Origin of the sequence: Lentibacillus sp. L22 (assembly GCF_040812445.1) — a bacterium.
In the GTDB taxonomy this organism is placed as follows: Bacteria; Bacillota; Bacilli; order Bacillales; family Amphibacillaceae; genus Lentibacillus_C; species Lentibacillus_C daqui.
Genome location: NZ_JBFNXI010000010.1, coordinates 55,333 through 79,919, shown reverse-complemented (window position 1 = coordinate 79,919; position 24,587 = coordinate 55,333). Strand labels below are relative to the sequence as shown.

22 protein-coding genes and 2 riboswitches are annotated in these 24,587 nt (G+C 40.7%); all 22 genes read right to left on the bottom strand.

The annotated features are described in order from the left end of the window. Positions 1-75: 75 nt before the first annotated feature. The 22 genes from ABRT01_RS07295 to ABRT01_RS07190 all read right to left on the bottom strand — a co-directional run bounded on the left by ABRT01_RS07295 (position 76) and on the right by ABRT01_RS07190 (position 24,486). Positions 76-1,626: a Na+/H+ antiporter NhaC family protein gene (locus tag ABRT01_RS07295; RefSeq protein ID WP_269411890.1), complete on the bottom strand. Its 1,551-nt coding sequence runs from the start codon at positions 1,624-1,626 to the stop codon at positions 76-78. Positions 1,627-1,742: 116 nt separating this feature from the next. Beyond that, positions 1,743-1,920, bottom strand: a riboswitch (Lysine riboswitch). 44 nt (positions 1,921-1,964) lie between these two features. After that, a complete protein-coding gene (yunB, locus tag ABRT01_RS07290; protein ID WP_367746719.1) occupies positions 1,965-2,744 on the bottom strand; it encodes a sporulation protein YunB in 780 nt (259 codons plus the stop codon). 164 nt (positions 2,745-2,908) lie between these two features. Continuing rightward, a complete protein-coding gene (locus tag ABRT01_RS07285) occupies positions 2,909-3,211 on the bottom strand; it encodes a YunC family protein (protein WP_269411888.1) in 303 nt (100 codons plus the stop codon). Positions 3,212-3,306: 95 nt separating this feature from the next. Then, the gene (locus ABRT01_RS07280) at positions 3,307-4,707 is read right to left on the bottom strand and encodes a bifunctional metallophosphatase/5'-nucleotidase (protein ID WP_269411887.1); all 1,401 of its coding nucleotides are present in this window, start codon (positions 4,705-4,707) and stop codon (positions 3,307-3,309) included. Between the two features lie 3 nt (positions 4,708-4,710). Continuing rightward, on the bottom strand, positions 4,711-5,520 hold the full coding sequence (locus ABRT01_RS07275; RefSeq protein WP_269411886.1) for a sulfite exporter TauE/SafE family protein: 810 nt from the start codon (positions 5,518-5,520) through the stop codon (positions 4,711-4,713). 147 nt (positions 5,521-5,667) lie between these two features. Next, positions 5,668-7,065, bottom strand: a complete 1,398-nt coding sequence (gene sufB, locus ABRT01_RS07270) for a Fe-S cluster assembly protein SufB (RefSeq protein WP_269411885.1) — start codon at positions 7,063-7,065, stop codon at positions 5,668-5,670. Positions 7,066-7,144: 79 nt separating this feature from the next. Beyond that, positions 7,145-7,579: a Fe-S cluster assembly sulfur transfer protein SufU gene (gene sufU, locus ABRT01_RS07265; protein ID WP_269412497.1), complete on the bottom strand. Its 435-nt coding sequence runs from the start codon at positions 7,577-7,579 to the stop codon at positions 7,145-7,147. Next, positions 7,569-8,789, bottom strand: coding sequence for a cysteine desulfurase (locus ABRT01_RS07260; protein ID WP_269411884.1), 1,221 nt, complete (start codon positions 8,787-8,789; stop codon positions 7,569-7,571). The genes sufU and ABRT01_RS07260 overlap by 11 nt, the downstream gene beginning before the upstream one ends. Next, a complete protein-coding gene (gene sufD / locus ABRT01_RS07255; protein ID WP_367746717.1) occupies positions 8,789-10,096 on the bottom strand; it encodes a Fe-S cluster assembly protein SufD in 1,308 nt (435 codons plus the stop codon). The genes ABRT01_RS07260 and sufD overlap by 1 nt, the downstream gene beginning before the upstream one ends. A gap of 18 nt (positions 10,097-10,114) precedes the next feature. Next, positions 10,115-10,909: a Fe-S cluster assembly ATPase SufC gene (gene sufC / locus ABRT01_RS07250; RefSeq protein WP_269411882.1), complete on the bottom strand. Its 795-nt coding sequence runs from the start codon at positions 10,907-10,909 to the stop codon at positions 10,115-10,117. A gap of 370 nt (positions 10,910-11,279) precedes the next feature. Beyond that, positions 11,280-11,450: a YuzK family famiily protein gene (locus ABRT01_RS07245; RefSeq protein ID WP_367746715.1), complete on the bottom strand. Its 171-nt coding sequence runs from the start codon at positions 11,448-11,450 to the stop codon at positions 11,280-11,282. A gap of 218 nt (positions 11,451-11,668) precedes the next feature. Next, positions 11,669-12,502 (bottom strand): MetQ/NlpA family ABC transporter substrate-binding protein, encoded by an 834-nt coding sequence (locus tag ABRT01_RS07240; RefSeq protein WP_269411881.1) that lies wholly within the window; start codon positions 12,500-12,502, stop codon positions 11,669-11,671. A gap of 15 nt (positions 12,503-12,517) precedes the next feature. Then, positions 12,518-13,186, bottom strand: coding sequence for a methionine ABC transporter permease (locus tag ABRT01_RS07235; RefSeq protein ID WP_269411880.1), 669 nt, complete (start codon positions 13,184-13,186; stop codon positions 12,518-12,520). Beyond that, the gene (locus tag ABRT01_RS07230; protein WP_269411879.1) at positions 13,176-14,207 is read right to left on the bottom strand and encodes a methionine ABC transporter ATP-binding protein; all 1,032 of its coding nucleotides are present in this window, start codon (positions 14,205-14,207) and stop codon (positions 13,176-13,178) included. Before ABRT01_RS07230 ends, ABRT01_RS07235 begins: the two co-directional genes overlap by 11 nt. Before the next feature lie 151 nt (positions 14,208-14,358). Next, a riboswitch (SAM riboswitch) is annotated at positions 14,359-14,467 on the bottom strand. A gap of 214 nt (positions 14,468-14,681) precedes the next feature. Further along, positions 14,682-14,996 (bottom strand): thioredoxin family protein, encoded by a 315-nt coding sequence (locus ABRT01_RS07225; protein ID WP_269411878.1) that lies wholly within the window; start codon positions 14,994-14,996, stop codon positions 14,682-14,684. 10 nt (positions 14,997-15,006) lie between these two features. Further along, positions 15,007-15,360: a toprim domain-containing protein gene (locus ABRT01_RS07220; protein WP_269411877.1), complete on the bottom strand. Its 354-nt coding sequence runs from the start codon at positions 15,358-15,360 to the stop codon at positions 15,007-15,009. 134 nt (positions 15,361-15,494) lie between these two features. Next, positions 15,495-15,878 carry a glycine cleavage system protein GcvH gene (gene gcvH, locus ABRT01_RS07215; protein ID WP_269411876.1) on the bottom strand — a complete coding sequence of 128 codons (384 nt, stop codon included), beginning with the start codon at positions 15,876-15,878 and terminating at the stop codon, positions 15,495-15,497. 196 nt (positions 15,879-16,074) lie between these two features. After that, positions 16,075-16,431 carry an arsenate reductase family protein gene (locus ABRT01_RS07210; RefSeq protein WP_269411875.1) on the bottom strand — a complete coding sequence of 119 codons (357 nt, stop codon included), beginning with the start codon at positions 16,429-16,431 and terminating at the stop codon, positions 16,075-16,077. 304 nt (positions 16,432-16,735) lie between these two features. Beyond that, positions 16,736-18,520 carry an acyl-CoA dehydrogenase family protein gene (locus ABRT01_RS07205; protein ID WP_269411874.1) on the bottom strand — a complete coding sequence of 595 codons (1,785 nt, stop codon included), beginning with the start codon at positions 18,518-18,520 and terminating at the stop codon, positions 16,736-16,738. A gap of 44 nt (positions 18,521-18,564) precedes the next feature. Beyond that, positions 18,565-19,740 (bottom strand): acetyl-CoA C-acetyltransferase, encoded by a 1,176-nt coding sequence (locus ABRT01_RS07200; protein ID WP_367746712.1) that lies wholly within the window; start codon positions 19,738-19,740, stop codon positions 18,565-18,567. A gap of 45 nt (positions 19,741-19,785) precedes the next feature. Beyond that, positions 19,786-22,185, bottom strand: coding sequence for a 3-hydroxyacyl-CoA dehydrogenase/enoyl-CoA hydratase family protein (locus ABRT01_RS07195; protein WP_269411872.1), 2,400 nt, complete (start codon positions 22,183-22,185; stop codon positions 19,786-19,788). Positions 22,186-22,407: 222 nt separating this feature from the next. Then, positions 22,408-24,486 carry a heavy metal translocating P-type ATPase gene (locus ABRT01_RS07190; protein ID WP_269411871.1) on the bottom strand — a complete coding sequence of 693 codons (2,079 nt, stop codon included), beginning with the start codon at positions 24,484-24,486 and terminating at the stop codon, positions 22,408-22,410. Between the last annotated feature and the right edge of the window lie 101 nt (positions 24,487-24,587).

Sequence of the window (24,587 nt, the reverse complement as noted above, 5' to 3'; positions counted from 1 at the left end):
TATATGCCTAGCCGCATCACGCAAACTTTACCATCTAAAAACCCCCTCTCATCCACTGACAAGAAGGGGGTTGCGTTAATTTTCCACTTTTGTTTTTTCGATAAATTGAAATAAAAAACCAATGGCAACCAAAATAATGATAGCCGTCGCCAAAGCAAGGATCATATAGTTCGTCCAGCCAATAATCAAATAACCAATACATGAAACCAGTGCAGCCAACATTGCATACGGTATTTGGGTTAAAACGTGATCAATATGTTGCACACCGGCACCAGTTGAAGATAATATTGTTGTATCCGAAATCGGTGAACAATGATCCCCGAACACTGATCCGGAAAGCACCGCTGCTAATGTTGGCAATAACATATTTATATCTGCACCAAGTGTCACGTCCACTGCAATCGGCAGCATAATAGCAAATGTACCCCATGAAGTACCTGTAGCCAATGCCATAAAACCAGCAATAATGAAAAATAAAAATGGCAATAATGTTGTGCTTATCGAAGCATTATCCACAAGTGTTGCCAAATAACTCCCGGTTTCCAATGTGCCGATGATGGAACCAATCATCCATGCCAAAACTAATATATAAATGGCTGGAAGCATAGCCTTAACACCTTCGATAACAATCATTGTTAAAGAGGCCCTTGGGTGACTGGACCGGAGATGAAAAATCAGTGAGCTAATTACGGCTAACAATCCCCCAATGAACAGTGAAACATTAACATTTGTATTGGCGAAAACCTGCAAAAATCCAACTTCACCGCTTTCCTTTATGCCCGTAATAAACATCATCGCAACAGTTGCCACAACTAAAACAACAATTGGTACGATTAAGTGATAAACACGGCCGTTCTGATGCGGTGTGAAAGTCTCGCTTAAATCACCTGGTACTTTTTTATTCGGATCAACTACTTCCCCTGTCTGAACAGCCCGGTTTTCATGTTTTCGCATTGGTCCCATGTCGAATTTCATAAATGCTACGAGGAAAACAAGAATAACTGCTGCAATAGCATAAAAATTATACGGAATCATTTTGATAAAAGCTTCAAATGGCTGTATATTTGTTATTTGATTTGCAGCAAACAAACTTCCGAGCAACCCGATAATATACGCTCCCCAACTGGATATTGGCGAAAGAACAGCCACAGGCGCGGAGGTGGAATCAATATAATACGATAGTTTTGCACGCGAGACTCGATGCCTGTCCGTCAATGGTCTGGCCACTTGACCAACAGCAAGTGCATTAAAATAGTCATCAATAAAAATAATAATACCTAAAATTGCAGTCATCACCTGTGCCCCGACCCTTGTTTTGACACGTTTGATCATCCAATCACCAAAAGCATGACTTCCACCGGATGCTGTTATAAATGCAGTCATAATTCCCAGCATTAGTAAAAATCCTACCAACAACAGGTTGCCGCCGTCAAAGCTCCCATCGTCTACAAATATGCTAGCGAACGACCTCCATATTTCCTTTAAGAATTCTAAAATATTGAATTGATGAATGAATAATGCTCCTACAATAATCCCTGCCCCCAACGACAGCAATACCTTTCTTGTGAGCAAGACAAGTATTAACATAAGTACCGGGGGGATTAATGAATAAATTGTTCCCTCCATATGGTAAACCTCCATTTCTTCATCAAACGACCGGAGAACCTGGAAATTTTAAAGACATAAAAAAACAACGATAGAAAATAACCTACCATTGTTTTTAGTATACGTTATCCTCCATTTCGATCAGTAGTTCTCCATACATTTGTGATATGCATGACAGTATACCCCTTGTTCAAAGATACACCAGCATCGATAAATATGATCTTTATGATGCTTCGGCAACCAGCCCTTTTTCCAATCATCATCGTTGTCATTCTCCAATTGGATACTCATCCTGCTTGCGCCTCTACCTCACCGATCTGATAAGGTTGATTATTTATTTATATTAATACTATACTAGTCTACTTATCTTTTTGCAACTCATTTTTTGGTATCGAAATTGGCGGATTGTTGTTTCCCCCACCGCCGTAATATTCCGGAACTTTCCCCATCACAATACCGGAAGTCACATAAACATCAGTGCTTACTTCTTTGACACTGGTGGAAAACGGTATAACAATTTGCACTTCAGCCTCGGCATGAATATAAACCTTCACTAGCGCACTATTAATCCCGAATTTTTCTACTTCATGTTTTACATCCGTTTTCACATTTCCAACCAGCTCCAGGTTTACAGGTATTTGGGGGCCAAGATTAGAAAGTACAGTATTACCAGTTACTTCCCCAAGCGGGATATTGATCAGTGTCGGATCCTCGGTACTCTTCTCTTCTGCAGTATCCCCATAATCCAAATCAAGGTCCGATTGTTCATCCTCCGGAATTTCCCCACTATTCATTCGTAAAAAAAACTCTTCTGCTCTATCGGTTGCATATCGGTTTATTTCATTGATCGCATCAGGTCTGAATTTCCAGGATGTAATGTTGCCCTCATTATCCCTGGTAAACTCCGTAACATTTTCAAAATCATAATCCTCTGCGAATTTCACAGCAGCATTAATCCCACGGGTCGCAAACTCTGTTGTTTTCACTTCAGCTATATCCCTTAATGTCGGTTTAATCCCTGCATCCACAATAATAAGGGTTAGTCCAATCATAGCCACGAATAAGATCATGGTAATTACCAAAATATTTTTCGCTGGAAGTGGTGATCTTCTTTTCTTGAAAACTGGCCGTCGTCGCAACATCAACCCCCCTCTGAAACAATTTTATGCTTGTTTCAGAGGGGTTAGAATGCTATTTCCGGATTAATTATTCAAGCATTCTACAATTCTACAATATCCGGTCCAGGCATCTACGCCAGTCTGATATCTTTAACCACCGCCATTTGTAAAACCACTACCCGTCATCATGATATCTTGATCAAAGCATCACGACCGATCATACCCGGCTCCCAGTCATACTGTTTAGCTGCATCCGTTATCTTTTCAAGTGGTGCATTTAGTAAATCGTCAATTGTTTTCACCCCAACAGCGCGCCCGGCAATAACATGACGGTCTGCCAACATCTCATTCAATACATCTACATCCAAAGCACCACACATGATATAACCTATTTCATTTGTAATAATTAATAAATTCGTTTTTGGCAACTCTACTTCGATAGCGGTAAAGAACAAGCCCTCTACTTCCAATGGATTTACTGTTATCATGTTACCGTTTCCCCCCTCTTATTTACACTAACATATGTATTCAAGGGGCTTGGGCAATGACACTTGGTTGTGACCAGAAGCGGTTAAATCTCATATTACCGTTCAGCAAAGTCTTTTTTTAAAGTATAAGCGAGTAGATCACGCAGAAATTCTGGTAAAAAATATTTTTTTGTTTTTGATCTGGCCACTTCCGGAAGCAATCGACCGAATGTAAATGTATCGGCAACTGCAACCGTGTAAGTACGATCTGGATTGATAGGATTATCTTGAAACAACACTTCTCTGACTGATTCATGTCCATCGGTGTAAGCTTTTGTGCGAACGGTAATTCCGGAAAATATCATGCGCCCAATCAGCTTACCGCGAAAACCAAAACCTTTTAGTTGCAGCTCCATTAAATCTCTGGTAAACGATGCGCGGACAACCTCAAGCAATTCGTCGCCATTTAATTCCACGACACATGGATTAATTGGATGTGGACAGATTCGATGCACATCCTGGTACGTGACATCTCCAGCAGGCAATCGGTCAAGTAGCAGGCCAGAATTCAGCATCGCACAATCAGCCCTTGTCCAATGTTTCATGTTTGCTGTTAGTTTTTCCATAATTTTTGTATCCTCGAACCACTTCACCTCAATTGATTGATCCAGGTGCACAACTGTCTTGCCTAGTAAATCATCCGCTTGATCGGTAAGTTTTTGTATTTTTCTCTCTGTCCGCATGTCCTTGGTTAAATGACTAATGTCAGTTGCATATGCCTCTTTATGTACGAGTTGTTTGCGGTGATGATCCCATGTCAAAATAACTTCACCAATAAAGTGACAATGCTTCCCTGCCGCTGTCAGTATTGTATTATTAACGATCTCGCCTGTACGTAGTAAATGATGCGTATGTCCACCGATAATCACATCAATTTCGGGAAAACGTCGGGCTATCGTCTGGTCTTCACTGAGTCCTAGATGAGATAATAACACAATTATATCTGACGACTGTTCAACCATCTTGATTTCTCGTTCCAACACTGCAAACGGATCCGAAACATGCCAGTCCAGCAGCTCATAATAATCATTAAAAGGTGCTGTAAGACCAATAACAGCAATCCGTATGCCAGTTAATGACTGGACATACACATGTGAATGGAGCCATGCTGGAGCTGGTTCTGCCATATCATGAAGGTTGGCACAAACAACCTGAAAATTTGCTTGGTCGTAAAGATGGTATAAATCCTGGTGATTAAGCGTGATACCTTCATTATTCCCAAGCGTTACTAAATCATAGCCGGCATCGTTCATCAGGTCCACATTCGCTTTTCCCATAAAGGCTTCAGCAATTGGGTGCGCACGGTCTATATGATCACCAATATCCATTACCCAGCTGGATGCCCGCTCAAGCGATGTACTTGCCCGTGCATCATTTAAATATTGCACTACTTTCGGCCATTGGGAAAAGTTGCTATGCAAATCATTCGTATAATAAAAATATATTTTCTCCTGCATAGTTTAAACACCTTCTATTATTAATCGAATCCCAATGATAACAAGTAAAATCCGTAATATCCATTCCAATGTTTTTCCATTTAAGAATTGATTGGTTTTGGCTCCGATCGTCCCGCCAATCCATGCACCAGGAATAAAGAAAAACACATACTGCCAGTTAATATGGCCCAAATAAATATGTGAACTGACTGTAATCACGCTGATAAAAAAGATAATAAACATGGAAGTTGCTGAAGCTATATGTGCGGGGATACCAAACAACAAAATCATTGCTGGTACAATAATCGCTCCCCCACCAATACCAAACAGCCCGGATAAAACACCGACAATAACAGATAATACGATTATTTTCCAAATCGAAATGGTATAGCAATATGTTTTATTCCCAATCTGAAAGGAACGGTTATAATGTTCCTGATCATCCGTATGTTTCTTATCATGCTTGATTAAAAATAAAGTAGATATGACCAGCATCAAAATACCAAAATAGAGTGAGAATTTATCCGCATCAATGTACTGATTTAACCAGGCACCAAAAATACCAGCCGGAATACTTCCCACCAGAAATAAAAGGCCCGTTTTATAATCGATACGACCCTTTCGGAAATAGGATATAGACGAAGATAATGCCGTAACAACCATCACCATTAAGGAGACTCCCACAATCGTTTGAGGGGTTGCCCAAGCGAACATATCGGTATAATGGAACAAAAACAACAAACTTGGAATTAAAATGACCCCGCCGCCAAGTCCGATTAAACTTCCTACAAAAGCTGTTACAATGCCAATGAATAAACAAATGATGTAAACCAATTACGAATCCCTACTATCTCACGTTGTCGTTACTTGATATGTCTATCACCATACTAGCACGCATTAGTAATGAATTCTATTGATATAGGCTAGTTGAACAAAAATAAAAAGAGCCCGCAAATTGCGAGCTCTTTGGTGGGTTCAAACTTAACCTACCGAACCTTCCATTTCCATCTTGATCAGCCGGTTCATTTCAACGGCATATTCCATTGGAAGCTCTTTAGTAAACGGCTCAATAAAGCCCATTACAATCATTTCTGTCGCTTCTTCTTCTGTTAATCCCCGACTCATTAGATAAAATAATTGTTCTTCTGAGACTTTAGATACCTTTGCTTCGTGTTCCAAAGAAATGTTATTGTTATAAACTTCATTATATGGAATGGTATCCGAAGTTGACTCATTATCCATGATTAACGTATCACATTCAACATTGGCACGGGCATTTTCTGCTTTACGTCCAAAGTGAACAAGTCCGCGGTAGTTTACTTTTCCGCCGTGTTTGGAAATCGATTTGGATACGATCGTTGACGAAGTGTTTGGTGCCAGGTGATGCATTTTTGCACCAGCATCTTGACATTGACCGCGTCCGGCAATTGCAATCGATAGGGTATTACCGCGTGCACCTTCACCTTTCAATAGAACAGCTGGATATTTCATGGTCAATTTTGAACCTAAGTTTCCATCGATCCACTCCATTGTCGCGTTAGCCTCACATGTCGCACGTTTCGTTACCAGATTATAAACATTGTTTGCCCAGTTTTGGATCGTTGTATAGCGGCAGTATGCGTCTTTTTTAACAAAGATCTCCACAACCGCGCTATGCAATGAATTCGTCGTATAGACTGGCGCCGTACAACCTTCTACATAATGGACAGAAGCACCTTCATCAACAATGATCAGCGTCCGTTCAAATTGTCCCATATTCTCCGAGTTGATACGGAAATATGCTTGCAATGGTGTCGTTGTTTTTACACCTTTTGGTACATAAATGAATGATCCACCAGACCAGACGGCTGAGTTAAGGGCAGCAAATTTATTATCTGTTGGCGGGATAGCTTTACCGAAGTATTCCTTGAATAATTCTTCATGTTCCTGAAGTGCTGTATCCGTATCTTTAAAAATGATACCCATTGCCTCCAGATCCTCTTTCAGGCTGGAATAAACAACTTCAGATTCATATTGGGCGGAAACCCCTGCCAAATATTTTTGTTCTGCTTCCGGAATTCCTAACTTGTCAAATGTTTGTTTGATTTCATCAGGAACCTCATCCCATGTTTTTCCCTGGCGTTCAGATGGTTTAACGTAATAAACTATTTCATCAAAATCCAATTCAGACAGGTCACCGCCCCATTGTGGCATTGGCCGCTTATAAAAATGATCCAATGCTTTCAGGCGATAATCCAGCATCCATTGTGGTTCCTCTTTCATTCTCGAAATTTCTTCAACTACTTTTGGCGTTAAACCTCGTTCCGTACGAAAAATAGAGACATCTTTATCATGAAATCCATATTTATACTCTTCCATTTCTGGCATATTCTTAGCCATGAAAAAACCTCCTTTAAGGTATGATCCTTCCTAACCCTGTGGCCAGTTCATTTTCTCCAGGCTTGCAAATGACCGGCGCCTATTTATCTTCGTGGACCCCTTTTTCCATCGCTTTCCATGCAAGGGTTGCGCATTTAATTCTTGCAGGAAATTGGGAAACACCCTGCAATGCTGCAATGTCATCAAAATCTGCCTCTTCCATGTCAACATCTTCTCCAAGCATCATGTTGGAAAATGTTTTTGACATTTTTAATGCATCATTAATATGTTTCCCTTTGATTGCCTGTGTCATCATGGACGCCGATGCCATACTAATGGAACAACCTTCTCCATTAAATTTAGCATTCTTGACAATACCGTCTTCTACTTGTAATTGCAGCTGAATGCGATCTCCACATGTCGGGTTATTCATATCGACAGTCAGCGCATCGCCTTCTACTGTACCCTTGTTGCGTGGATTTTTATAATGGTCCATGATTACTTTTCGGTATAGTGTATCGAGGTTAAAAGACATCACCAAAATACTCCTTTGTTTTCAAGAGTCCCTCTACAAGCCGATCAATATCTTCCATCGTATTATACAAATAAAAGCTTGCCCTTGCAGTAGCCGTTACGTTTAACCATTTCATCAACGGCTGGGCACAATGATGGCCGGCACGAACTGCAATCCCTTCCGCATCAAGTACAGTGGATACATCATGCGGATGCACATCATCCAAATTAAACGTAACCAACGCTGCACGTTCTTGTGGACCATAAACCGTAATTCTATCTATAGCACGAAGTTTAGATTGAGCATAGGCTGCCAGTTCATGTTCGTGCGCTGTAATGTTTTCCATGCCAACTTCATGCAAAAAGTCAATCGCAGCACCAAGTCCTATTGCCCCGGCAATGATTGGTGTACCACCTTCAAACTTCCATGGAAGCTCCTTCCAGGTAGAATCGTACAAATTAACAAAGTCAATCATTTCGCCGCCAAATTCTACCGGTTCCATATCTTCCAGAAGCTCACGTTTTCCATATAATACCCCAATGCCTGTAGGACCACACATTTTATGTCCGGAAAATGCGTAAAAATCACAATCCAGATCTTGAACATCTACTTGCATATGGGGTGCTCCCTGTGCCCCGTCAACAAGCATCACAGCACCATGTTGATGGGCGATTTGGGTAATTTCTTTTACCGGATTAATGGTTCCCAAGACGTTGGAAACATGGGCAATGGCAACGATTTTCGTCTTATCGGAAACAGCTTCACGCACGTCTGCCAGCGATATCGTACCATCTGCTTGCAACGGCAAATATTTTAAAGTCGCGCCTGTTGCTTTTGCCGTCTGTTGCCAGGGAATAATATTACTATGGTGTTCCATCGGCGTAATCAAAATTTCATCGTCCGCTTGTAATGTACTTCGCGCATAACTGTACGCAACCGTATTAATTGAGGTTGTTGTTCCCCGGGTGAAAATAACCTCCGCAGTACTCTTTGCATTCAAAAACCGGCGTACTTTCTCCCGTGCTCCTTCATACTTTTCAGTAGCCCGTGAGCCTAATGTATGCACACCACGATGAACATTTGAATTATCATTACGATAATATGTGTCAATTGCATCGATTACCTTCAATGGCTTTTGCGACGTTGCTGATGAATCAAGATATACCAAAGGATGCCCGTTCACTTCCTGATGTAACGTGGGAAACTGTTCCCGTATGGCATTGACATCCATTAGTAAACCTTCCTCTCAATGACTTCTGACAGTTGTTTTTTGACTGATTCAATTGGCAACTGGCCGACAACCGGTTCCAGGAAACCATGAATAATCAAGCGTTCTGCCTCCGTTTTGGTTATTCCCCTGCTCATTAGATAATACATTTGTACTGGGTCAACCCTGCCGACTGATGCAGCATGACCAGCCATGACATCGTCTTCATCAATCAATAGAATTGGGTTGGCATCCCCACGCGCCCGTTCACTTAACATGAGTACCCGGGATTCTTGTTCTGCATTTGATTTCGATGCACCATGTTCAATTTTGCCGATTCCATTAAAAATAGCCGTTGACTTATCTTTCATGACACCATGTTGTAATATATAACCTTCTGTATTTTTACCGAAGTGGACAATTTGGGATTGGAAATTTTGAGTTTGCTTTCCACGACCTACTGATACCATTTTGGCATTGGAATTGGAATTATCGCCAACCAAATGTGTAATATTCTCAGCAACTGTATTTCCATCATTCATTTGTCCCAATGCCCAATCAATCGTTGCATCACGATAAGTTACACCACGGCGATTGGAGTATGTTGTTGTGCCTTCAGCAAAATTATCAACCGCACCAAAGGCGATCTTGGCATTATTTTGCGCAATAACTTCCGTCACAATGTTAGCAACTGTTTGTTCCTCATGATTACTGGAAATGTAGTTTTCCACATATGTTAACGAACTATTTTCATCGGCAACCACAAGCACATGATTAAAGATGGCCGCTTCCGGGTCTTCCTGCCAGAAAATAGATTGCAGCGGGGTGTCAAGTTGAACATTTTTTGGTACATAAACGAACACACCGCCATTCATTAATGCCGCATGCAATGCAGTTAAACGATGTTCATCAATCGATACGGCATCTTTCATATAATACCGCTTGACCAAATCCTCATGCTCGGTTAGTGCAGTGAAAATATCTGTGAAAATAACACCCTTTTCCTTTAATTCATCTGTTAATGATGCATAGGCAATGGTGTGATTTCGTTGGATTATCAGATTTTCCGGTTTATTTTCCCGATCGAGAAACTCCTGGATTTCAGCTGGCAGTTCACCAAGTGAAGATATCCTTTCACCTTGTGCAGTATGTTTAAATTGGCTGAAATTCCATTTGCCGATTTTCGTTTTATCCGGTTTAGGCATTTCAAGCACGTCAGCTTGTTCCAATGCATGGAGGCGTATTTCCCGCATCCATTCCGGTTCGTTTCTTTCCTGTGAAAATTGATTGATATAAGCTTGATCATATGGCAGCCTTGTTTCAACAGTCATCAATACCCCTCCTATCTTTTACGCATTTTGCTCTTGTGTTTCAGCAACTTCGTCTTCAATTCCCAATTCTTCCTTGATCCAGTCATAACCTTCAGCCTCCAGACGCTGAGCAAGTTCCGGACCGCCGGATTTAACGACACGGCCTTGCATCATGACATGAACAACATCCGGTGTGATGTAGTTCAACAGGCGTTGATAGTGGGTAATAATCAGGCAGCCAAAATTTTCATCACGTAATTTGTTAATACCCTTGGAAACAACTTTAAGCGCGTCAATGTCCAAACCAGAGTCGATTTCATCCAAAATGGCAATTTCCGGTTTAATCATCATTAATTGGAGAATTTCATTACGTTTCTTCTCACCACCGGAGAAACCTTCATTCAAATAGCGCTGTGCCATGTTTTTATCAATTTCAAGGTAATCTAACGTACTATCCATTTCTTTGATAAACTTCATGAGCGGAATTTCATCGCCCTCTTCACGACGTGCATTAATGGAAGAACGCAAAAAGTCTGAAGTTGTCACTCCACTGATCTCACTTGGATATTGCATACCAAGGAACAGTCCCGCACGTGCTCGTTCATCAACTTCCATTTCCAAAACATCTTTTCCATCCAACAAAACACTGCCTTGGGTTACTTCATATTTAGGATGACCCATGATCGCTGATGCAAGGGTCGATTTCCCTGTTCCGTTTGGTCCCATTACCGCATGAAATTCGCCACCTTTTATTGTAAGGTTGACACCTTTTAAAATCTCTCTTTCTTCAATTGACACATGAAGATCTTTTATTTCCAGTGTTGATCCAGCCATATCAATACCTCCATTTGTTGTTATATATGTGTGTATTTATCAAATGGATCAATATCCATTCTCAATTTATTCTCATTCCAATCTTATATCATTTCGAATGTATATTCAACTTTTTTAAGCTGATAAATTATACACGGTACCTTGTTGCTATTATAGTTTAACATAAAGTAAGGTCTCTTTGTTCGTCCACGCATGAAACATGATCTGTCATCTGTAACAGGTTTTACTTGAAATATGCTGTTATCCCAGCCGACGTCTCATCCAACAAGGCACGCACTTCTTTGCCCACATGGCATATGATGTACTGTCTTCAATAACAAAAATGCCGGCAAGCTCCGCATTGGAGTTGCCAGCATCTATCCTTTTATTATTATCTATGCAAATGACTATCGATTTCTGCTACCATGTGTTTACATTGCTCATATTCTTTTTGTCTTCTCTTTTCAATATTAATTCGTTTGTCAAGCTTCCTCCCATATTCAGCGTAACCTATTCCATGAGACTGCTGCATTGCCTTTTCCATTTCGGGAGTGTAATTCATTCGTATTCCACTATGAATAGTGAATCATCCTTTCGTTTTATTTACAATCATAAGGTTAACACAAGGACAATTCCCCTGACAAAACGAATATAAACCTCAGACAATTCATTGCGCAGGAAAAATCCTTCTGCGGTAAACACAATAATTATTTTTCGTTAAATACCTTTATTTTCACCCTTATACCTGTCATTTACTCGATATTTTCTAAACGTTGCAATTTAATCCTCGCCACCGACCGGGACAACTGCTCCATCGTATTTGTCCATCATAAAATCTTGTATTTCTTTGGATTGCAGCACATCAACAAGTGTATTTAATGCTTCATTATCTTTATCCTCCGATCGTACGGCAACCACATTCACATATGGGGAATTTTCGTCCTCTATAGCCAAAGCATCCTTCAGTGGATTTAAATCAGCCTGAATTGCATAGTTAGTATTGATTGCAACAAGGACATTGTCTTCTTTATTATAGAGTTCCGGTAAAATTGCAGCATCATAATCAGCTGAAAATTTTAAATGCTTTGGATTTTCAACAATATCATCAATCTGCGCATTTACTTTATCCACATTATCATCCAGCTTGATTAAGCCACTTTTTTCAAATAATTCCAGTATCCGTCCATGGTCTGACGCTGAATTACTCATAATCACTTCTGTACCATTTTTGACGTCATCCAGACTTTTAATATCTTTTGAATAAATCCCCATTGGTTCAATATGAATGCCATCAATGTAATCCAGATCGTAGCCGGTATCTTTTATCACTTGTTCTAAGAAGGGAATGGTTTGAAAATAATTCGCATCCAGATCACTATCAGCAAGTGCATCGTTAGGTAATACATAATCTTGAAATTCCTCAATCTCTAAATTAATCCCTTTTTCTTTCAAGATCGGTTTCGCCTTTTCCAATACTTCGGCATGTGGGACACTTGTTGCACCCACTTTAATGGTTGTATTACCGTCTTCATCTTTACCCTCACTGGAACCACCGCCACAAGCCGCTAAAAGAAGTACCAGTATTGCAGACAGAAGTATAAAAACCTTTTTCATCAAAAATTCCCCTCTCTATCTTTTATCTAATTTATTGGAAATAAAGTCGCCAATGAACTGAAAAATAAATACAATGATAACAATTGCCACAGTACAAACAAGGACAACATCAAAGTCACGTCGCTGGAAACCAAAATAATAGGCATAATTACCTAATCCTCCAGCGCCAATTACTCCAGCCATTGCCGTATAACCAATTAACGCAATTGCGGTCACCGTTAATCCGGAAATCAAAGCAGGCATCGATTCCGGCAGTAAGACGCGAAAGATAATTGTTCTTGTTTTTGCCCCCATGGATTTTGCAGCCTCAACCACACCTTTATCCACTTCTTTTAGAGCAATCTCAACTAATCGGCCATAAAACGGTGCCGACCCGATAATTAAGGCAGGCAATGCAGCATTGGGGCCGCGAATCGTTCCTAGTAAAAAATCGGTAAATGGGAATAACAAAAAGATCAAAATAATAAATGGGATCGCACGAAAGATATTGACAGCAGCAGCAACAATTAGGTTAATAAATTTATTCTGCCATATCCCATCTTTAGCTGTCAGGTATAAGAGCAACCCTAGTAAAATTCCCAGAATAAATGTACCAAGAAGTCCCAATAAGGTCATATAAAATGTTTCATAGGTCGCATCCCAAAAATCTTCCATATTCAAATTAGGAAATAAATCAGTCAGCATCACGGAACACCTCCACTTCTACCGAGGTATCCTGAATAAACCGGAGCGCCTTGTTCAATTCAGACGTTTCGCCGATCATCTGAACAAACAATGTTCCATAGGCTCCTGCCTGTGTCTGCGTAATTTTTCCCTGCAGGATATTTACGTCGATGGAAAACTCCTTGGCCACCTTGCTGATGAGTGCCTGATTGGCAGTTTCCCCAATAAAATGCAGACGAACAATTTTACCATGCTCATATGTGTTAATCAGATCTGTTACACCTTCATTTTCATCTGCTGTCCCCATCACCTGTTCAACAAAACGCTTCGTTACCTGCTGTTGCGGCCGCAAAAATATGTCCAACACATCGCCTTGCTCCACAATTTTTCCTTTTTCCATGACAGCGACCTGGTTACAAATTTTGCGAATGACGTGCATTTCATGGGTGATTAAGATAATCGTTAATCCCAGCTGTTTATTAATATCCACCAACAGGTCCAAAATGGAATCGGTTGTTTCCGGATCCAACGCCGAAGTTGCTTCGTCACATAATAATACTTTCGGGTTATTTGCAAGCGCTCTGGCAATTCCCACCCGCTGTTTTTGTCCACCACTTAACTGGGATGGGTAAGCATTCTCGCGTTCCGTAAGACCAACAAGATTGATTAATTCCTTCACCCGCTTGTCACGCTTGTCCTTTGGAACACCTGCAATCTCCAGCGGAAATGCGATATTGTCTTTGACCGTCCGTGACCAAAGCAGATTAAAATGTTGAAAGATCATACCGATTTCTTGTCTGGCAACCCGAAGCTGTTTCGCATTCATCTCGGTAATATCGTGGTCATGGATAACAATCCGTCCGCTCGTCGGTTCCTCCAGCCGATTCAGCAGCCTGACAAACGTACTCTTTCCCGCCCCGCTATATCCGATCACCCCGAATATCTCGCCTTCTTGTATATCTAACGTTAATTCATTCACAGCAGTGATTTGCTCATTATTGGATGATGAGAAAATTTTGCTCAACCCTTCAATCGAAATCAAGAAATAGTCCTCCTTTTAAAATCCTTCCAGGGCAAACCATACAGGAAACAAACTTAAATCATCTGTATTTTCATGATTATATTATGCCCCACATAACGGAAAAACGTCTTTCTGCGGGGAACAGAAAGACGTTTTTAATGTCTTCTAAGTTCCCTCATCTGTCAAAGTACTACTCTGCAGGAATTGGCACCTTTCAAACGAATTGCCTGAAGGTTGCCGCGGGTTCACAGGGCCAGTCCCTCCACCGCTCAAGATAAGAGATTTATCATATATTGCTGTTAATAATAAATTAAATATTAGCATTGCAAATCACTAGTGTCAATATGAAGTTCAATAGTTCGCTAATTCCCAATTATCCTACATCAATTGGTTGGTAGATCAACCGCCTGCAAAAGGCAATATAAGAATATGGATACCCTGTCCTTATACCCTTTGTCCATGCTGGATCCACTTGTTTGCCAGAGCCTCGTTGAATTATGATGTCGCAAACAATTCCGGTTTATATTCAAGCAAATAGTGATAAATATTGGCAATGGAGCGGAATGCATAAACTCGCTCCTTGATTTTTCCATCTTGTTTGATGAACAAACACGGAACACTTTCGATCTTGTATTCCTGCATAAACTCCGGATTTATTGAGGCGTTCATTTCGTAAAAAATATTTTCCTGATGTACAGACTCGATCTTATCCAGCATCGTCCTGGCCAGTTTACACGTACCACACAACGGGGTGAAAATATATAGAAAATAACTCTCTTTTGCTTTTGCTTCTTCTGTAAATTGCTGCAATACGATCACCCTAAATTAAAAATATCGGATTAACCTCAATGCTTTTGCTAACCAAAATTGTCGCAAGTACCTGCTCGGGCGTTGTTGCTACTTCCCGGTACTCACTACTGACATATAAGTGATTGGCATGCGGAAGTTCCCGGGCCAATTGTTTGCGTAACTTGATCCCTGAATCATCCTCATCAACTAAAATAAATACGTCTTTATTATCCAAATCGTACGCATATAATAGTTCATCAAACCGTTCCACACCCAGCGTTCCATTCGTACAAACAATTTCCAGGTCCTCTGTGATGACTTTTTTGATTTGCTTTTTATCGGTTAACCCTTCAACAATAATCACCTTATCCGATTCATTTGTCATGATCCCATAGCACTCCTTACCAATTCAAGCAAAAAGCTTCCCTATTACCATCTTATGATGTGAATAAGGCTGACTATACACCTTCTTTTTCGGTGCAAGCCAGCCTTCTGACATGTACTATTCATTTGTGGAAATTAGTCTTCCTGCGTTACTTCTTCGTATTGTTTAGCCGACAGCAGGTCATCCATTTCTGATTCATCCGATGGTTCAACGACAATCATCCACGCCTTTTCATATGGTGATTCGTTCACAAATTCAGGGTTGTCCTCTAAATCATCATTTACTTCAACAACTTTACCACTAATTGGCGCATACAATTCTGAAACAGTTTTTACCGATTCCACACTTCCGAAAGGCTCATCTGCTTCGATGTCGTCACCAACTTCTGGTAATTCAACAAAAACAATGTCGCCTAATTCATCTTGGGCAAAATCTGTAATTCCGATTCTGACTTTATCGTCTTCTTTTTTTACCCACTCATGTTCTTCTGAATATAATAATTCTTCTGGTAAGCTCATTGAAAATCCCTCCGTTAAAGTGCGTTCAAAAAGGAGTATAAAAAGGACCAAGATCAGCTAAGGTCTTAGGGCGTCCTGTTGTAACGTCAACAGTAGTCTGAGGTCATTTTTACCGGACTTTTTGAACATCCTCTTTATTCATTGCAATATTACTATACTAGGTATTCTCGTTTATTTCTAGTATTTCACTTTAATTTTACAACCAATTTTCCTGAAAAGTTTCTTCCTTAAATCCAACCGTTACATTCTGTCCATCCGTGACGATCGGCCGTTTGATCAACATGCCATCGGATGCGAGCATTTCTGCCATTTCTTCGGTGCTTGCATCCTTAATTTTTTCCTTGAAATTTCCTTCCCGATACTTCTTGCCACTCGTATTGAAAAACTTCTTTGCAGGCAACCCGCTTTTCTCGATCAATTGCATCAATTCTTCCTGTGATGGCGGGTTGTCCACAATATGTATACTTGTATAATCTATATTGTGTTCATCCAGCCAATTTTTCGCTTTTTTACAGGTACCGCATTTTGGATACCAGTAGAATGTCAATGCCATGTGAACCACTCCTTTGCACCCTTTTTTGATTGCATATATTATAACAAAATTAGATGTACATAGTCGAAGAAAGCGCAATTACTGGATATTACCGTTAAATATATAACCATTTGAAACCCTCCTGCTACAGATTACAGCAGGAGGGTTTTCACATTTTATCCTTCTTCAGTTAAAAAACTCATTTGGTGGATCATCATAGGGAGATTTCGACAAAAATACTGCCAGAATTCCGAAAAAACAGTCCCCCCCAAATTCTCTTCTCGGCGGGAACAGCTATACCCGAATTCATTTAACGAACACTACTTTATACAAAATATTTTTCTTCTTCAATAATACCTTTAGCAATTTCACGCTTCTTGGCAATTACATTGGTTGGTGTGTGGCGCGTTAATTTACGTAACGATGACAGCATCATTCGTAATGTATCGCCTTCTTCAACAGCAATTAATGTTTCTTTGGCATCTGCTTCAATCCGATTAAATGCCTCCTGAACATAGACTTGCGTATAAAGCAGTTTTTGTTTGTTTTGTTCTTCTCCTGATTTGTTGATCGCTTTTTCTGTACGTAGAATAGCTGCCTCCATGTTGTACACTTCATTAACCATATCAGCCAGATTCACGAGGATTTCCTGCTCGTTTTCCAATTTTTTTGCATACTTTTGCGCTGCCAGACCGGCACCAAGCAAAATAATTTTCTTGGCGTTTTTCAAAAGGTGTTTTTCCTGTTCCAGTGTTTTATCCCCAATCTCTTCCGGCATCATCATCATGAGTTCTTCCTGCAAACTTTTCGCTTTTTGCAGTAATGGCAATTCACCCTTCATCGCTTTTTTCAGCAATGTTCCTGGCACGAGAAGGCGGTTGATTTCATTGGTCCCTTCAAAAATACGGTTAATTCGCGAATCACGATACATACCTGCGACTTCATATTCCTCCATGAAACCATACCCTCCGTGGAGCTGTACGGCTTCATCAGCTACATAATCAAGACATTCCGAGGCCGAAAATTTGTTCAGGGAACACTCGATTTGATATTCCGCTATTGCTTTTGCTATTTCTTTACCATCTTTTAATTGTTCATCCGTTAGTGAACCCATGCGTTGTTCAAACAGACCCACTGTACGATAAACGGCACTTTCATTGGCATAAGTTCTCGCTGCCATGGTTGCCAACTTTTCCCGCGTTAAGTTAAAGTCGGAAATTGACTGGCCAAACTGTTTACGCTCGTTCACATATTTCGTTGCTACTTCAATTCCGCGTTTTGAACTACCGACAGCCCCGATAGCTAATTTATAACGTCCTACATTCAAAATATTGAAAGCAATTTTGTGTCCTTTGCCTTTTTCGCCTAATAAGTTCTCAACAGGTACCTCTGCATCTTCCAAAATTAATGTACGTGTGGATGAACTTTTAATTCCCATTTTATTTTCTTCATTTCCAGTAGAAACGCCGGGAAATTCGCGTTCAACGATAAAGGCCGTGAAATGTTCACCATCAATTTTGGCATAGACAACGAATACATCAGCAAATGCCGAATTAGTGATCCATTGTTTTTCGCCATTTAAAATATAATGGGTACCAGCCTCATTTAATTTTGCTGTTGTTTTTGCACCCAGGGCATCGGATCCTGAGGAAGGTTCTGTCAGTGCGTATGCTGCTAACAGTTCACCCGTCGCCAGCTTTGGCAAATATTTTTTCTTTTGATCATCGTTTCCGAAAAATACAATCGGCAGGGAACCAATACCAACGTGTGCCCCATGTGTAATTCCAAATCCACCTGCACGGGCAAATTTTTCAGTAATCAACGATGAACTAATTTTATCTAATGCCAGACCATCATATTCTTCTGGAACATCTGCACCTAATAATCCGAGCTCACCAGCCTTTTTAAGCAAATCTACCGAATAGTCAAATTCATGATTTTCCAGTTTGTCTTTCACGGGCAGGACTTCGCCGGAAACAAATTCATCGGTTGTTTTGGCAATCATTTTATGTTCCTCTGTAAAATCCTCTGGTGTGATAATATCATCAGCGGTTAAATCTTCTACTAAAAAAGCTCCACCTTTAAATAACTTTTCTTTTGTTTCACTCATTGTTAACGTCCTTTCTATTAATAATTTACCAACGGATTAATAGATTAAATTAACTCAAACACCCCGGCAGCACCCATACCACCACCGATACACATCGTTACAACACCAAATTGTACGTTCCGGCGCTTCATTTCATGGATCAAACTCAACGTTAATTTCGTACCGGTCATGCCTAGTGGATGACCAAGGGCAATTGCTCCACCATTGACATTGACAATATCCGGATTCAGATCCAACGCGCGGATAACGCGAACCGATTGGGACGCGAATGCTTCGTTTAACTCAAACAAGCCGATATCTGATAGTTCAAGGCCGGCAATTTTTAATGCTTTCGGTACAGCCGCAACCGGTCCAACGCCCATAATTTCTGGTTCAACACCAGCTACCGCGAAGGAACGGAATTTGGCCAGTGGTGTTAATCCTTCAGCAGACGCTTTTTCCCGATCCATCAATAATACGGTTGCTGCCCCATCACTCATTTGCGAGGAATTTCCCGCTGTAACCGATCCTTTTACATGAAAGGCTGGCCGTAGTTTCGCCAATATTTCCATGGTTGTTCCTGGGCGAACCCCTTCATCCATTTCAAATGTAAAACTTTTTTCTTCAATTTTATTATCTTCTCCTACTACGCGTTCAGTTACTTCGACTGGTACAATTTCTTCTTTGAATTTACCTTCCTGAATAGCTTTTGCTGCCCGTTCATGACTGCGGACGGCGAAAGCATCTTGATCCTCACGGGAAATATCAAAACGATTGGCTACTTCCTCTGCGGTGTGCCCCATTCCCATATAATAGCCCGGCGCATCCTGGACAAGCTTGGAATTTGGTTTTACCACATGGCCACCCATTGGGATAAGACTCATCGATTCTGCACCACCGGCAATCATCGTGTCACTTGCCCCAATCATAATCCGCTCGGCCGCAAACGCAATACTTTGTAAACCCGATGAACAAAAACGATTAATCGTAATCCCCGGTACATCATGGTGTAATCCTGCAAGTCCCGCAATATTTCGTGCCATATTCGCTCCTTGTTCTGCTTCAGGCATGGCACAGCCAATAATCACATCATCAATATTTCCATCGTAATTCCCTGCTTGTTTTAATGTTTCCTTAAGCGTTAAGGCTGCTAAATCATCCGGTCTGGAATTTGCCAGCGACCCTTTTTTTGCTTTTCCTACAGGGGTTCTTGCACCTGCAACAATAACCGCTTCCTTCACTTTTATCCCCCTCTTCTATTTATCAAACCTGGACCTTAAGCTTTTTTAGTTGCGTAATGGCTTTCCTTTCAGTAACATGTGCTGCATCCGGGCCTGTGTTTTCGGTTCGCCAATCAGGCTCAAAAATGCCTCCCGCTCCAGATCAAGCATAACTTGTTCATCAATGAATGTACCCTCTTTAATGCGACCTCCGGAAAGTACATAAGCCAGTTTTTCAGCAATTTTCACATCATGATCGGATGCATAGCCGCTTAATTTCATTGATTTGGCTCCCATAAGCATCGCAGCATATCCTGACTCACCAACAACTGGTATTTTTTCTCGTTTTGGTGCTTGATAGCCCGCATTCGCTAAAGCCAGAACCTTTGCTTTGGCATCATGTAACAGATGATCCGGATTCACACTAATAGCATCATTACCATTTAAAAAGCCATTTTCCCGTGCTTCTGCTCCAGATGTGGACACTTTTGCTGTGGCAACTTTTTCAAACACATCATTGGCTACCTTGGATAAATCGAAGTCGATACCTTTTGGCAAATGGCGAATTTCTTTCAAATAAAGTTCTTTCGTACCGCCTCCGCCTGGGATGAGGCCAACTCCTGTTTCAACAAGCCCCATATAGGTTTCCGGTGATGCTTGTATGGCCGCTGATGACAAGCAGACCTCGGCACCGCCGCCCAGTGTCATATTAAATGGCGCTGCAACAATTGGTTTCTCTGAATACTTCATGTTCAACCCAACGTTTTGGAATTGCCGGACAACCATATCCAGTTCAAAAAAGTTGTCATCCTGTGCTTCCATCAGCATCATGGCAAGGTTTGCACCGACACAGAAATTTTTAGCCTGATTGCCAATCACAAGCCCTTTGTAGTTTTTACCAACTTCCTCAATAGCGAAATTGATCATTTGAATAACATCAAGCCCGATGGCATTGCTTTGTGAGTGAAACTCCAATCCAGCAACACCATCCCCCAAATCTATTAAACTAGCTCCCGTATTCTTTTTAATTACCCCATTGATATCTTTTAATTGTTTCAGATTAATTTGTTTCTTATTAAAATGCTGCTGTTTGTATTTCCCATGATCATAATAATAAATGTGACCATTTTCCTTTTTATAGAACGATTCATTGCCTTCTTCCAAAAAGGCAAGTACCCAATCCGGAACGGTGTCGCCTTCTTGTTGCATCCGCTCTACCGATTCACGCACACCGATTGCATCCCATGATTCAAATGGGCCAAGTTCCCAGCCGAAGCCCCATTTCATCGCTTGATCGATAGCAACAATATCATCGGCAATCTCACCGACAAGCTCGGCCGAATAAATAAGGACTGGTTTCATAACGGACCAAACTAAATCACCGGCTCGATCTCCCTTTGCAGACACAAGCGCTTTCAATTTACGCCGGGAACCCTTTTGCTGTTTAGCTGCTTCTGTCGCAGCTGTTTTTAATTTCTTACGGTCTTCATATTCCAATGTTTGTGGATTTAGTTCATAGATTGTACTACCGGTCTTATCTTTCTTTTTCAAGAAAAATCCTTGACCGCTCTTTGCACCAAGCCAACCTTTTTCCTGCATTTGTAATAAAAAGTCCGGTACATCAAATACCTTTTTCTCTTCTCCATCCACTTGATCGTAAACATTTTTTGCGACATGAATAAATGTATCCAGTCCAACTACATCCAAGGTGCGGAAAGTAGCGCTTTTCGGACGGCCAATCATCGGCCCTGTAACGGAATCAACTTCTCCAACGCTATACCCTTCCTCAAGCATCTTTTGAACAGTTACGAGAAGACCGTATGTACCGATTCGATTGGCGATAAAGTTTGGTGTATCCTTTGCTTCCACCACACCTTTTCCGAGTACATTTTCACCAAATGTTTTTATGAATGCCAGAACTTCCGGATCCGTATCTTTCGTTGGGGTAACCTCCAGAAGTTTCAGATAGCGTGGTGGATTAAAAAAGTGTGTACCTAGAAAATGCTTCCGGAAATCTTCTGAGCAGCCGGCTGCCATTGCTTCAATAGAAATCCCCGAAGTATTTGAACTGACAATCGTCCCTTGTTTGCGATACTTGTCAACGTTTGCAAATACTTGTTTTTTAATATCCAGTCGTTCCACAACAACTTCGATAATCCAATCGACATCAGCCAATTTTTCGATATCATCGTCCATATTGCCAACCTCGATTAAATCAAGACTTTCCTTGGTTGTAATTGGTGATGGTTTTTGCTTCAACAAGGCTTTCTTGCTTTGAGCAGCCATCCGATTTCTTACCACGCGATCCTCCAAACTCAACCCTTTTTTCATTTCATCTTTGGTTAGTTCCTTTGGCACAATATCAAGCATTAGTGTCGGTATCCCAACGTTTGCTAAGTGGGCAGCAATTCCCGATCCCATTACACCAGATCCTAATACTGCAACACGTTTGATCGTTCGTGACATGATTTCTCCCCCTATCATCACTTGAATGAATACTCATTCATTTTATTGCAAAAAATAAAAGATGTTCCCTATCCATCTAGTTATTAGTATAAGTTATATTCAGAAATATCGCAATGAAAATGAACAAAAAATTTTCATCGGTACATTATGCAATAAAGGTGCGGATAAAATTGAAGCGAACCGGTGATTTGGTTCACTTCTCTTTACAAAGATCTATTCAATTTACGCCTTCAACAACTTTGCATTAACCGCAACAATAATCGTACTCAGACTCATCAATACAGCTCCTACCGCTGGACTTAATACAATACCAATAGGTGCTAATACTCCTGCCGCAAGCGGTATTGCCAAAATATTATAGCCTGTTGCCCACCATAGATTCTGGATCATTTTCCTATATGTTTTCTTCGATAGATCAATCAACGAGACAACATCTTTTGGGTTACTTTTTACCAGGACGACATCAGCTGTTTCCATAGCTACGTCGGTACCTGCGCCAATTGCGATACCCAAATCAGCAGTTGCCAATGCGGGTGCATCATTTACTCCGTCTCCCGTCATCGCAACTTTCCAGCCTTTTTCTTTAATTTCCCTCACTTGATCTGCCTTTTTATCCGGTAAAACTTCTGCATACACTTCATCAATATCAAGTTGTTTGGCAACCCAGTTTGCAACCTTTTTATTATCACCGGTTAACATGATCGAATGTATACCGTCCTCCTTAAGCGCAGCAACTGCTTCTTTCGCCGTTTCCCGAACGATATCTGCCAAGGCAATCATACCAACCAATTCATCGTCTAGTAAAACAAATACGACTGTCTTTCCTTCTTCCGACATTTCATTAAATAGCTTTTCATCATATGCCATGCTTTGACTAGCAACATAACCGGGGCTAACAACATTCACTTTTTTCCCATCAATTATTCCCTGGATTCCCTTACCAGTGATGGATTCAAAATCGGAAATCTTTTTCAGCTTTATCTCTTTTGCTTTTGCCGATTTTACGATGCCCGTGGCGATTGGATGCTCAGAATTTTGTTCCAAGCTCGCTGCCCATATCAGGACTTCATCTTCTTGATAACCCTCATTTGGTACAATATTTGTAACACCAAACTCACCCTTTGTTAGCGTTCCTGTCTTATCAAAAACAACTGCATTCAAGTTTCTTGCACCTTCAAAATTGGCACGATTGCGGATCAGTAAACCATGTTTTGCCGAAATCGATGTCGAAACTGCTATAACAAGTGGTGCCGCTAAACCAAGTGCATGTGGACAGGTAATAACCATCACGGTAACCATTCGCTCAAGGGCAACATCGAATGGGTACCCTAGAATTAACCAGATGAACAGTGTGATAAAACCTGATGCCAAGGCAACATAAAACAACCATTTTGCTGCCCGGTTTGTAACATCCTGTGTTCTGGACCTTGATTCCTGAGCTTCTTTTACTAATGTTATAACCTGGGAAAGATATGAATCCTCTCCCGTTTTTTCAACTTGGATGGTAAGTGACCCTTCTTTGTTAACTGAACCACCAATTACCTCATCGTCTTTATTTTTTTCTACGGGTACAGATTCTCCAGTCAACATTGATTCATCTATTGCTGATTTACCATCAATGATTATTCCATCTACAGGAATTTTTTCACCTGGTTTCACAAGCACCCGATCATTATTTTTTAAATCGGATACCGGAATGTCTTGTACCTCATCGTTTTCATCCAACTTATGTGCCTCACTAGGCATTAGTTTGACAAGTTCTTCAAGTGCATTAGATGCCCCCATTACTGAACGCATTTCAATCCAATGCCCAAGTAACATAATGTCAATCAATGTAGCCAGTTCCCAGAAAAAGTCCTTTCCTTCCAGTCCAAATACAGTAAGGGAACTATATACATATGCAACTAGAATAGCAAGACCTATAAGCGTCATCATGCCAGGGTTTTTGTCTTTTAACTCACTGATCCCACCGGTAATAAATGGCCATCCTCCATAGAAGAAGATAAAGGTAGCAAGCACAAACAAAATATATTGGTTATACGGTACCTGCCAATCAACACCAATAAAACTTTGAATCATTGGCGACATAATAAGAATTGGAATCGTTACGATTAAGGAAATGTAGAAGCGCTTCTTAAAATCTTTCACCATACCCCCGTGATCATGGTGGTTATGACCGCCGCCATGGCTTTCGTGATCATGCTCTTCATGTACATAATGCTCATCATGGTTATGATACTTATGTGAACCGTGTTCATGATGGAAATTGTGGTTATGCTGTTTCTTGTCATGATTTTCCATACAGATTTCTCCTTTTCGGGTATTAATGTCTCCTTGCAAAAGACATTTACTCCTTGGATTTGTTATTTAAACATTCATTATACAATACCCCAGTATAGTAT

Coding starts and splice junctions, on each gene's coding strand:
- ABRT01_RS07295 (WP_269411890.1), bottom strand. CDS start 1,626: ATGGAGGGAACAATTTATTCATTAATCCCCCCGGTACTTATGTTAATA.
- ABRT01_RS07285 (WP_269411888.1), bottom strand. CDS start 3,211: ATGATAACAGTAAATCCATTGGAAGTAGAGGGCTTGTTCTTTACCGCT.
- ABRT01_RS07280 (WP_269411887.1), bottom strand. CDS start 4,707: ATGCAGGAGAAAATATATTTTTATTATACGAATGATTTGCATAGCAAC.
- sufB (WP_269411885.1), bottom strand. CDS start 7,065: ATGGCTAAGAATATGCCAGAAATGGAAGAGTATAAATATGGATTTCAT.
- sufU (WP_269412497.1), bottom strand. CDS start 7,579: ATGTCTTTTAACCTCGATACACTATACCGAAAAGTAATCATGGACCAT.
- ABRT01_RS07260 (WP_269411884.1), bottom strand. CDS start 8,789: ATGGATGTCAATGCCATACGGGAACAGTTTCCCACGTTACATCAGGAA.
- sufD (WP_367746717.1), bottom strand. CDS start 10,096: ATGACTGTTGAAACAAGGCTGCCATATGATCAAGCTTATATCAATCAA.
- sufC (WP_269411882.1), bottom strand. CDS start 10,909: ATGGCTGGATCAACACTGGAAATAAAAGATCTTCATGTGTCAATTGAA.
- ABRT01_RS07245 (WP_367746715.1), bottom strand. CDS start 11,450: ATGAATTACACTCCCGAAATGGAAAAGGCAATGCAGCAGTCTCATGGA.
- ABRT01_RS07240 (WP_269411881.1), bottom strand. CDS start 12,502: ATGAAAAAGGTTTTTATACTTCTGTCTGCAATACTGGTACTTCTTTTA.
- ABRT01_RS07235 (WP_269411880.1), bottom strand. CDS start 13,186: ATGCTGACTGATTTATTTCCTAATTTGAATATGGAAGATTTTTGGGAT.
- ABRT01_RS07220 (WP_269411877.1), bottom strand. CDS start 15,360: ATGACAAATGAATCGGATAAGGTGATTATTGTTGAAGGGTTAACCGAT.
- gcvH (WP_269411876.1), bottom strand. CDS start 15,878: ATGAGCTTACCAGAAGAATTATTATATTCAGAAGAACATGAGTGGGTA.
- ABRT01_RS07210 (WP_269411875.1), bottom strand. CDS start 16,431: ATGGCATTGACATTCTACTGGTATCCAAAATGCGGTACCTGTAAAAAA.
- ABRT01_RS07205 (WP_269411874.1), bottom strand. CDS start 18,520: ATGAGTGAAACAAAAGAAAAGTTATTTAAAGGTGGAGCTTTTTTAGTA.
- ABRT01_RS07195 (WP_269411872.1), bottom strand. CDS start 22,185: ATGTCACGAACGATCAAACGTGTTGCAGTATTAGGATCTGGTGTAATG.
- ABRT01_RS07190 (WP_269411871.1), bottom strand. CDS start 24,486: ATGGAAAATCATGACAAGAAACAGCATAACCACAATTTCCATCATGAA.